The organism is Pseudomonas sp. PsB (assembly GCF_043658375.1).
In the GTDB taxonomy this organism is placed as follows: domain Bacteria; phylum Pseudomonadota; class Gammaproteobacteria; order Pseudomonadales; family Pseudomonadaceae; genus Aquipseudomonas; species Aquipseudomonas putida_Z.
In genome coordinates this window covers 1-9601 of sequence record NZ_JBIGLU010000071.1, presented here as the reverse complement: position 1 = coordinate 9601, position 9601 = coordinate 1, and the positions used below count along the sequence as shown (strand labels likewise).

General features: G+C 60.3%; 12 protein-coding genes and 2 pseudogenes. 4 read left to right on the top strand and 10 right to left on the bottom strand.

Annotated features, from left to right (window positions below; translation table 11 throughout):
* Positions 1-303: 303 nt before the first annotated feature.
* Genes ACGLHT_RS29705 through ACGLHT_RS29695 form a run of 3 tightly spaced genes read right to left on the bottom strand, consistent with a single transcriptional unit; the run spans position 304 to position 1561 of the window.
* A complete protein-coding gene (locus tag ACGLHT_RS29705; RefSeq protein WP_011005940.1) occupies positions 304-636 on the bottom strand; it encodes a multidrug efflux SMR transporter in 333 nt (110 codons plus the stop codon).
* Between the two features lie 52 nt (positions 637-688).
* Positions 689-1141 carry a multidrug efflux SMR transporter gene (locus ACGLHT_RS29700; protein ID WP_014003980.1) on the bottom strand — a complete coding sequence of 151 codons (453 nt, stop codon included), beginning with the start codon at positions 1139-1141 and terminating at the stop codon, positions 689-691.
* Between the two features lie 18 nt (positions 1142-1159).
* Positions 1160-1561 carry a helix-turn-helix transcriptional regulator gene (locus ACGLHT_RS29695; RefSeq protein ID WP_012314199.1) on the bottom strand — a complete coding sequence of 134 codons (402 nt, stop codon included), beginning with the start codon at positions 1559-1561 and terminating at the stop codon, positions 1160-1162.
* A gap of 85 nt (positions 1562-1646) precedes the next feature.
* On the opposite strand from ACGLHT_RS29695, the gene ACGLHT_RS29690 reads away from it, so the two are divergent.
* Together ACGLHT_RS29690 and ACGLHT_RS29685 are read left to right on the top strand one after the other, a co-directional pair.
* Complete coding sequence (locus ACGLHT_RS29690) at positions 1647-2309, top strand: recombinase family protein (protein WP_011005883.1); 663 nt, start codon at positions 1647-1649, stop codon at positions 2307-2309.
* 144 nt (positions 2310-2453) lie between these two features.
* Positions 2454-2717: pseudogene (locus tag ACGLHT_RS29685) on the top strand (LysR family transcriptional regulator); the annotation flags it as partial.
* A 259-nt stretch (positions 2718-2976) separates the two neighbouring features.
* Here the strand turns inward: ACGLHT_RS29685 and ACGLHT_RS29680 are convergent.
* The 7 genes and pseudogenes from ACGLHT_RS29680 to merT form a co-directional block, all read right to left on the bottom strand.
* Positions 2977-3354, bottom strand: a pseudogene (locus ACGLHT_RS29680) (helix-turn-helix domain-containing protein); the annotation flags it as partial.
* A 176-nt stretch (positions 3355-3530) separates the two neighbouring features.
* Positions 3531-4520: a DUF3330 domain-containing protein gene (locus ACGLHT_RS29675; protein ID WP_012314201.1), complete on the bottom strand. Its 990-nt coding sequence runs from the start codon at positions 4518-4520 to the stop codon at positions 3531-3533.
* Positions 4517-4753 (bottom strand): broad-spectrum mercury transporter MerE, encoded by a 237-nt coding sequence (gene merE / locus ACGLHT_RS29670; RefSeq protein ID WP_003132004.1) that lies wholly within the window; start codon positions 4751-4753, stop codon positions 4517-4519. The genes ACGLHT_RS29675 and merE overlap by 4 nt, the downstream gene beginning before the upstream one ends.
* Positions 4750-5115 carry a mercury resistance co-regulator MerD gene (gene merD / locus ACGLHT_RS29665; protein WP_000995360.1) on the bottom strand — a complete coding sequence of 122 codons (366 nt, stop codon included), beginning with the start codon at positions 5113-5115 and terminating at the stop codon, positions 4750-4752. Before merD ends, merE begins: the two co-directional genes overlap by 4 nt.
* A gap of 17 nt (positions 5116-5132) precedes the next feature.
* Entirely contained in the window at positions 5133-6818 is a 1686-nt protein-coding gene (gene merA, locus ACGLHT_RS29660; RefSeq protein ID WP_003156770.1) for a mercury(II) reductase, read from the bottom strand.
* A 71-nt stretch (positions 6819-6889) separates the two neighbouring features.
* Entirely contained in the window at positions 6890-7165 is a 276-nt protein-coding gene (merP, locus tag ACGLHT_RS29655) for a mercury resistance system periplasmic binding protein MerP (protein ID WP_003131987.1), read from the bottom strand.
* 12 nt (positions 7166-7177) lie between these two features.
* The gene (gene merT, locus ACGLHT_RS29650; protein ID WP_003131974.1) at positions 7178-7528 is read right to left on the bottom strand and encodes a mercuric ion transporter MerT; all 351 of its coding nucleotides are present in this window, start codon (positions 7526-7528) and stop codon (positions 7178-7180) included.
* Between the two features lie 71 nt (positions 7529-7599).
* On the opposite strand from merT, the gene ACGLHT_RS29645 reads away from it, so the two are divergent.
* Together ACGLHT_RS29645 and ACGLHT_RS29640 are read left to right on the top strand one after the other, a co-directional pair.
* Entirely contained in the window at positions 7600-8034 is a 435-nt protein-coding gene (locus tag ACGLHT_RS29645) for a mercury resistance transcriptional regulator MerR (RefSeq protein ID WP_003131969.1), read from the top strand.
* A gap of 807 nt (positions 8035-8841) precedes the next feature.
* A complete protein-coding gene (locus tag ACGLHT_RS29640) occupies positions 8842-9543 on the top strand; it encodes a hypothetical protein (protein ID WP_394520757.1) in 702 nt (233 codons plus the stop codon).
* Positions 9544-9601 lie beyond the last annotated feature (58 nt).

Sequence of the window (9601 nt, the reverse complement as noted above, 5' to 3'; positions counted from 1 at the left end):
CGATCTATCAACCATCTGAGGGTGGTATCAGATTGATGGGGTGAAGGTGCCCCATCAACCATTAAATCCGTATACCCATTTAAGAATGACATTGCGAGCAATCATTTCGTCAAGACAGGTGTGACAGCCCACTGTCATTGAAATCCACCGCCATGCGGCCATGTCGGACGGAATGTAACCACTTGGTTTCGGCCACTGCCACCAGCCGCTCAAGTGGGCAACGTCCAGCGGCAGACGCGCAATGGCAATTGGCAGCAGCCACCAAGAGATACAGAGAGTTCAAGCGTATGAGAGCAGCGTGCTTCATGCTGCTCCACCCGAAGCGATGTTCAAGAGCACGACCCCTGCGACAACCAAAGCAACACCGATTCCTTTGCTGATGCTCGCAGGCTCGCGCAGCGCCAATACGCCAAGAAGAGCGACGCCCGCGGTACCGGCGCCCGCCCAAACCGGATATGCGATGCTTACTGGGAGCGTTTTCATCGCAACACTCACGGTATAAAAGGCCATTCCAAAAGCTACGATGGCCAAAACGGTCGGAAAAACCTTGGTGAAGCCATCGCTAAAACGCAGGGCGATCGCAGCCGATATTTCACAGATGATCGCCACACCTAAAAGCAGCCACGCCGAATTCATGGATTACCTCCATTGACGGTTGCTTCCCAGACCTTGGGCAACGATTTTGACATTAGCAGCCGCTCCTTTTTTCAGATGCGATGTTGAGAATAACGACGCCAGCAACAACCAGTACGACGCCGAGACCCTTTAGCGCTCCGAGCGACTCGCCCAGTTCAAGCACGCCGATTAGTGTCACCCCAGCGGTCCCTACACCGGCCCAGACCGGATAGGCCACGCTAACCGGTAACGTGCGCATGACGCGGCTCACCAAGTAGAGCGCGAGTGCAAACGATGCGAGCGCCACGGCCGTGGGAAAGAGTTGGGTGAAGCCTTCGCTGAACCGAAGGCTGATCGCGCCAGAAATCTCGCCAAGGATCGCGACGCCCAAGAGCAACCACGTACCGCGCCCCGCCGGCGCGGCAATCCTGGCGTTTCCCGGCGACCCAGAAACACAATTGTCCACACGCCCGCAAGTGGGTGCGGCGATGGTCTCGACATCCGACGTCTTACTCATATTGGTCATACCCCGTCCTCATATTGGTCATACCCCGTCCTCGTGAGGCCCGATTTCCGTACAGCCAATCACGCCACGGGCCGTATCAGCCAGAAGTTCCTCGGAAAGGCGCAGAAGCATCTCGACACGCGGATCGCTCAGGCGATAGCGCACGAAACGTCCCTCCTGATCGCGGCGAACCAGACCGCAGTCGTATAGACCGCCCAAGTGGTTCGAGACATTGGACTGCGTCATGCCGGTCGCTTGGACGATTTCGCTGACGGTGAGCGTCCCCGAACGCAATGCCTCAAGGATTGACAGACGGGATGGGTCCGACAGTCCGCGGCAGAGCTTCGCCATGTGTTCAGCTTTGCGGCGAAGCGCGCTTGGGCTCACCGTTCGTGGGTGTAAAGCTCCCTCATTCAAAATATCAGTTCCAGCCTTCTTCATATCATCATATTATCCAATGATGATGTGTTTGTAAAGACACCGCCCTGCCGGCGTTCCTGCTGCAGTGGATCGGGCAGCAGGCTACATGCGAGTATCGAAGTCGGACGGCGCGCTGAGCGTTAACTTGCAACGGGACGCGCTTATTGCCGCTGGCGTCAACCTGGCGCATGCCTACGAGGACCACTCATCAGGGAAGAAGCTTGATGCTCGGCCTAGCCTGACGGCGATGCTCAAGGCGCTGCGCGAAGGCGACACCCTGGTAGGGTGGGAACTTGACAGGCTCGGCGGGAATTTACGCCATCTCATAAACACAGCGCATGACCTGACGCAACACGGCATCGGGTTCAAGGTGCTCACGGGTCATGGCGCTTCCATCGACACCACGACGCCTGCCGGCAGGCTGGCGTTTGGAATTCTTGCCGCCCTTGCGGAATTCGAACGGGAACTGATCTCGGAGCACGCCAAGGCTGGGCTGGTAGCGGCCCGGGCACGGGGTCGCAAAGGCGGTGCGCCATTCAAGATGAAGGCGGCGAAAGTCCGCTTGGCGATGGCGGCCATGGGCCAGTCCGGGACGAAAGTCAGTGAGCTATGCCAGGAACTCGGCATGATTCGTCAGCCCCTTTATCAGCACGTCGGGTCTGACGGCTCATGGACCACTTCACTATCGTTCTCGTGCGAAGAAGCGGCGACGTGGGCGCGGCAGTCGCACATGCCCTGTATAGCGCGGTGTCAAGGTGATTGTGCGTGACGGGTCGCCGTGGGCGTAGACGTGGGCGAAAAGCAGTCGAACATCGCCCCCAGAATGGTTCTCATCCCTATACAGACGTGACTCATCCGCACCTATGCGGCTCCCTACGATCATATGGACTGATTAAATCAGTAGGGAGCAAGCATGAACATACGCCATCTTCGCTGCTTCATCGCCGTGGCAGAGGAACTGCACTTCGGCCGAGCCGCTCGACGGCTGCACATCGAACAGTCTCCACTGTCGCGCACGATCCACCAGATGGAGGCGGATCTAGGGGTGTCGCTGCTCGACCGCTCGCCACGCGGTGTTCGTCTCACATTGGCGGGACAGGTCTTCCTAGAAGAAGCCCGGCGCGTACTGCTGGCCTTCGAGCAAGCTCGGACCAAGGCACGCGCCGCGGCAAAGGGGTTTGGGGAGCAACGGAACAGAAAGTGCACTTAAGCCCAGCGCCTGCCCGCAAACCCTTGTGGCGTCTGGTTAGTTCGGGAAAACCATCCTTTTGTCGAACCCTGGCAGGCACTGACGCCAGGCCGTCCAAACGCATGAAAAGCAGTGCAGAAAAGTCGTTCAGTAAAACAAAGTCTGGATAACCGCCCCTATTTTCGGCAGCGGTGAACTCTAGCTAAGCCTTACGTTGGTTTTTGGTTCCACTGCTCCCCAAACCCCTTTTGCACGCCTGCGCGACTTCGCGGTGGAACGCCGCCAGGCTGCGTTTCTGCTTGGTCAGGAAGCGCTTTTGCAGCAGCTCGCGGATGATGCGCTCGACCGGTTCCGGCAAGCGCCCCTTGCCTTTGCCGCCGCCGGATCGGCCGGGCGTCAGGTCTGTTACCAGGCCAGTACCCTGCCGGGCGCGACGGATCAGGACATATACCTGTCGCCGGGACAGGCCCAGCGCTTGGGCTGCCTCATCGGCGGCTTCATGCCCGACCACCTCAAGCGCTGCCAGTGGCCCGATGATTTCCGTCCGGTGCCGGGCTTGCGCCCATGCCTCGTCGGGCAGGGTGGCCACGCCTTGCGCGGCAATCGGTGGAGTGTCTGATGTCATGCCCAAACCTCGCTTTGGTGCACACGAGTATTGAGCATAGTCGAGATTGGTGCAGACGACTCCTGATATTGGGCTGTCAGGAGCCGTATGCACACCAGGCGTTACATCCAGTCGGATGGTGCGGTCGTCTTCTGAAAACGACAGCGGCCCTGCCTGACATCCAGTTAGGGTATGCCTCAATCTGACGGTAGCGAGTCGCAGGCGTTCGGATCGGCATCGGTTTCGTTCCCTGTCTTGGCACGCGCTTCGAAGCGTTGATAACACTCCAACCCGCAGAAGTGCTCGACGTATTCCGCGCCTTCCGGGGTGAAGGCGGCATCGAGCGGGATTTCCTTGCAGCACACGCAGCAACTGGTGGTGGTCGAGTCACTTGCATTCATGGTGGCACCCCTCCATTGACTGACGAAGACGGCGAATGCCGCCGCCGGCATTGGCTTCGCGAACAGGAAGCCTTGTCCTGTGTCGCAGTCCGCTTGTCGCAATAGATCAAGACTCGCCGATGTTTCCACGCCTTCAGCCACCACATCCATGCCCAGCCCGTGCGCAAGCTGAATCACGGTGTGCACGATGGTTTGGTCGCGGCGGTCGTTGGCGAGCCCGGCGACAAACGATTGGTCGATCTTGAGCGTGCTGATTGGGCAGCACTTCAGATGTTGCAGACAGGAATACCCCGTCCCGAAGTCATCGGCGGCGAAGCGCACACCGATCTGCCGCAAGGCGTCCAGGGCGGGGAAGATCGCCGGATCACCAAACGCGACCGATTCGGTCAGCTCGATTTCGAGATACTCGGCGGGCAACTCGGCATCAGCCAGCACGCCCTTTACCCACCCGTCGAAGTCCGGTCCCACTTGGCTCGCCGAAGCATTGACGGCCAGCCGGAACGGTCGCCATGCCAGCATTCGCCAGTCACGCATCTGGCGGCAGGCTTCGCCCAGCACCCAAGCGCCGATTTCAGGCATCAGGCCGGACGATTCGACCACGGGCAGGAACTGGCCCGGTGGCAATAGTCCAAGCGTCGGATGACGCCAGCGCAACAGGGCTTCCGCGCCGACAATCCCACCACTGCGCAGATCGACGACGGGCTGGTAGTGCAGTTCAAGCTGCCCGCGCTCGACCGCTTGGGCCAGTTCCGGCGTCGTCCATCCATCCGGCCGGAAAGCGCTCATTCTCTTTCCCTGAATGCCCGCAACGCCCGCGACAGGGACAGAAGGAACAGGCCGGTCAAACCGAGCGCCGCGATGACCCAATGCTCGCCGAGGAAAGCACCGGCGGTTGTGCCGGCCAGCACGACAGCGAGGATGGGCAGGTGGCAGGGGCAAGTCAGCACAGCCAGTCCGCCCCACAGGTAGCCGGTGATCGGTTTGTGCGTCTCGGACGGCAAGCGCTCGGGGTTGTTCATGGCAGACTCTCCGCGTGCTGTGCCGGCTCGGTCGGCAGGGTGGCCAACTGCACTTCCAGATCGGCCAACGCTTCGCGCCGACGCTCGACGAACTGACGCAGCAGGGCAAGCTGCGCGGCCGCTTCGTCGCCGTCCGCCGCATCCAGCGCCCGGCACAGCCGCGCCAGCGCGTCGAGGCCGATGCCCGCCTCGAAGGCCGCCCGCACGAAGCACAGCCGTTGCAAGGCGGCGTCATCGAACAAGCCGTAGCCGCCTGGTGTGCACGCCACCGGGCGCAGCAATCCGCGCAGCAGGTAGTCGCGCACGATATGCACGCTCACCCCGGCATCAAGAGCCAGCCGGGACACCGTGTAGGCGTTCATTGAACACCTCCTTTTTCTCACCCGGCGCAGCAGGAAAGCTGCTTCACATCCTTGTTGAAGGTCTGCGCCGCGAGCTTCAACCCCTCGACCATCGTCAGGTAGGGGAACAACTGGTCGGCCAGTTCCTGCACCGTCATGCGGTTGCGAATGGCCAGAGCCGCCGTCTGGATCAGTTCACCCGCTTCCGGCGCGACCGCCTGTACGCCGATCAGCCGATGGCTGCCTTCCTCGATAACCAACTTGATGAAGCCGCGTGTGTCGAAGTTGGCGAGCGCACGCGGCACGTTGTCCAAGGTCAAGGTGCGGCTGTCGGTCTCGATCCCGTCGTGGTGGGCTTCCGCCTCGCTGTAGCCCACGGTCGCCACTTGCGGATCGGTGAACACCACGGCCGGCATTGCGGTCAGGTCGAGCGCCGCATCGCCGCCGGTCATGTTGATCGCGGCACGGGTGCCGGCCGCTGCCGCCACATAGACGAACTGCGGCTGGTCGGTGCAGTCGCCGGCCGCGTAGATGTTCGGGTTGCTCGTGCGCATGCCTTGGTCGATGACGATGGCACCTTGCGCATTGACAGTGACCCCCGCTGCGTCCAGCGCGAGGCTGCGCGTGTTCGGTGTCCGACCGGTGGCAACCAGCAGTTTGTCGGCGCGCAATTCACCGTGCGTGGTGGTCAGCACGAATTCACCGTCCATATGGGCGACCTGGCTGGCTTGCGTGTGCTCCAGCACCTCGATGCCCTCGGCACGGAAAGCGGCTGTCACCGCCTCGCCGATGGCCGGGTCTTCACGGAAGAACAAGGTATTGCGCGCCAGGACCGTGACCTTGCTGCCCAGCCGGGCAAAGGCTTGCGCCAGCTCCAGCGCCACCACCGACGAGCCGATTACGGCAAGGCGTTCGGGAATGGTGTCGCTCGCCAGGGCCTCGGTGGAAGTCCAGTAGGGTGACTCTTTCAACCCCGGAATCGGCGGGACCGCCGGGCTGGCACCCGTGGCGACCAGGCAGCGGTCGAACATCACGACGCGCTCGCCACCCTCGTTCAAACGGACGGTAAGGCTCTGGTCGTCCTTGAAGCGCGCCTCACCGTGCACAACGGTGATGGCCGGATTACCGCCCAGGATGCCTTCGTACTTGGCGTGCCGCAGTTCGTCGACGCGGGCCTGCTGCTGGGCCAGCAGCTTACTGCGGTCAATCGTAGGCACAGTTGCCGCAATACCGCCATCGAACGGGCTTTCCCGGCGCAGATGGGCGATGTGGGCGGCGCGGATCATGATCTTGGACGGCACACAGCCGACATTGACGCAGGTGCCGCCGATGGTGCCGCGCTCGATCAGCGTGACCTGCGCGCCTTGCTCGACGGCCTTCAGCGCCGCCGCCATCGCGGCTCCACCGCTGCCAATGACCGCTACCTGCACCGGGGGCTCGTTGCCACTGTGCTTTTCGGCGGCGGCCATCCATCCCCGCACCTTGTCGAGCAGTCCGACGCGGTTGTCCGCCAGTGGCGCATCGGCTAGCGTTGCCTTGTAGCCCAGTCCGGCCACGGCGGCAGTCAGCGCGTCCGGCGATGTGCCCGGCACGATGGCGAGTTGCGCTGTGCCCTTCGGATAGGACACCAGCGCCGACTGCACGCCTGGCACTTTTTCCAGCGCTTCCTTGACGTGCGCCGCGCACGAGTCGCAAGTCATGCCGGTGATTTTTAGATGGGTCATGCAACAGATCCTTTATCGTTTGTGGCGCCAGACAATGACGTCCGTTGTGCTGCGGTGCCGTTTTCAGTGACTCACTGCTTGACGCTGGACGGATAGCCCGCGTCTGCGGTTGCCTTGGTCAGCTTCTGCACGCTGGTCTTGGCATCGTCGAAGGTGACGACCGCTTGGCGTGTCTCGAAAGTCACGTCAACTTTGCTGACGCCTTCGACCTTGGAAATCGCCTTCTTGACAGTGATCGGGCAGGCGGAGCAGGTCATGCCCGGTACGGACAGCGTGACGGTCTGGGTGGCGGCCCAGACGGGGGCAACAACGGCGGCGAGGGCGAGGGAGGCAAACAGTTTCTTCATGGTGAACTCCGATCAGTAGAAAAATGGCATGACGTAGGGAAATCCGAGCGCGACCAGAACCAGCGCGGCCACGATCCAGAAAATGAGCTTGTAAGTAGCTCGCACTTGGGGAATCGCGCAGACCTCACCCGGTTTGCAGGCCGCTGCCTGCCGGTAGATGCGCCGCCAGGCGAAGAACAACGCCACCAGCGCCACGCCGATAAAGATGGGGCGATAGGGTTCCAACACCGCCAAGTTGCCGATCCAAGCGCCGCTGAACCCCAAGGCGATCAGAACCAACGGCCCGAGGCAGCAAGCCGAGGCGAGGATGGCGGCAAGCCCTCCAGTGAAGAGCGCGCCGCGCCCGGTTTTTGGTTCAGACATGCGCTTGTCCTTTCGAATTGAAATTGGATAGCGTAACCTTACTTCCGTACTCATGTACGGAGTCAAGCGATATGGAAAACAATTTGGAGAACCTGACCATTGGCGTTTTCGCCAAGGCGGCCGGGGTCAATGTGGAGACCATCCGTTTCTATCAGCGCAAGGGCTTGTTGCTGGAGCCTGACAAGCCCTATGGCAGCATCCGCCGCTATGGCGAGGCGGATGTAACGCGGGTGCGCTTCGTGAAATCAGCCCAGCGGCTGGGCTTCAGCCTGGATGAGATCGCCGAGCTGCTGCGGCTGGAGGATGGCACCCATTGCGAGGAAGCCAGCAGTCTGGCCGAGCACAAGCTCAAGGACGTGCGCGAGAAAATGGCTGACCTGGCGCGCATGGAGGCCGTGCTGTCTGAGTTGGTGTGCGCCTGCCATGCGCGAAGGGGGAACGTTTCCTGCCCGCTGATCGCGTCACTACAGGGTGGAGCAAGCTTGGCAGGTTCGGCTATGCCTTAGCGTGCTTTATTTTCCGTTTTCTGAGACGACCCCTTAGAAAGCCTAGTCAAAGAGCTGTCACGAGAACACCGTTAGCTTAGCGTACGATTTTTTCCGAATTCTGCGGTTCCCCCTGCAAAAGCCCAACCTGGCCTACTACCCTCGCCCTTGGCAGGTCGCCCGAATCCGGAGACATCTATAACAACATAACCTGCGGTGTGCCTGAGGGCGGCGCCCCTCCTGATACCCCTTACCCTGTCCAACCCTTTTAAGGGCCCACCTGCCGGTGCCGGGTTGCCTGCGCCGCGCGTGGAAATAAATGGGGAAAAGGAAAGAAAAGAAAGGAAAGAAAAAAGGAAAGAGGTTGGACAGCTATGAGGGTCGGCTATGCGATGGGGAGGATCAGGTTGGTGGAAATGGTGCAGGAGGAACGCAGAAATGGTCTGAACATCCTAGGTTATGTTGTTATAGGAGGTGATCAGGTAGCGCCCTTCGTTTGAGGGAAGTGCGCCTAGTGCGCCTCAATGGGTGGGGTTTTGGAGAGGAGGTTCAGGATGGCGGTTGTAGCGTCGTCAGCTATGTTGTTATAGGGAGAGGTTCCGCGGAAGCCCGTTGGTTACGGTAACCGTGCTCCCTGGTGAGGCTTTATCGACGAAACAACTGCCGCGACCTACAATTTGATATGGCTCCCTGCAGGCGCCGGCTACCCGTCCTCGCGAAGCTGCACGAGCAGCACTGCCAGTTGTCTCCAACCTTGGCCCATATCTTTGGCCCTGGTGCGCAGCGGTGGACGGGTGACGCTGTAACAAGTAGGGCCGGAGATAAGTCATGGCAACCGAACAGACTCGCCCTACCACCCTTGCAGGTATTAAACGTCTGGCCAAGTTCATCAAAACTGCGCGAGGCATTCCGCATCATGCAGCCCTAGATGAAGCTGCACAGAAAGCTGGATTTCAGAACCTGCGCCATGCCCAGTCAGTTTTGGGCGAATCCGAGTACAAACTACAACAGACATTTGTGACGTTCTACTGGGCAGAACGTGAAGACGTCCCAAGTTCAGTTGATCGCGGCTCTATCCTGCGATCGGGGCGGACCACCGTCAAATTCCTGTTGCCTGTCCCCTTGAAGGAGATCCTACCCGGTAGGGCCCTATATCGGACTCCGTATATAGACTACTTTCGACTGGATTCACCTGATCATCTCGAACGTAGGGGTGACTATTACAACGAGCTCGACGGCGTGAGGATGGCAAAAAAGGTGGCTCTCGCTCTTAATTTTATGGCTGTGACAGGCCTGCGCGCCCCCCTTGCTAATGAGATGCCTCGGTCGAGATTGAAACTTTCTGAAAATGCAGACCACTGCTCTGACTGGTACGACAATGAGTCGCAATGCATTGTCATCCTAGATGAACCATATCGACCTCTGTTTCACGACGAGATCGCTTGGGCTAATGATCACGGGTTTCATACTGTAGGCGTCCCATGGAGAGGTATTTATGAGGCAGGCTATACACCAATGTCATCAACCTAAGCTGCAGCCCTGCCCAAGGCAAGCCCCCCGAAGCAGCCAGCCGCCATGGCCGTCGGGC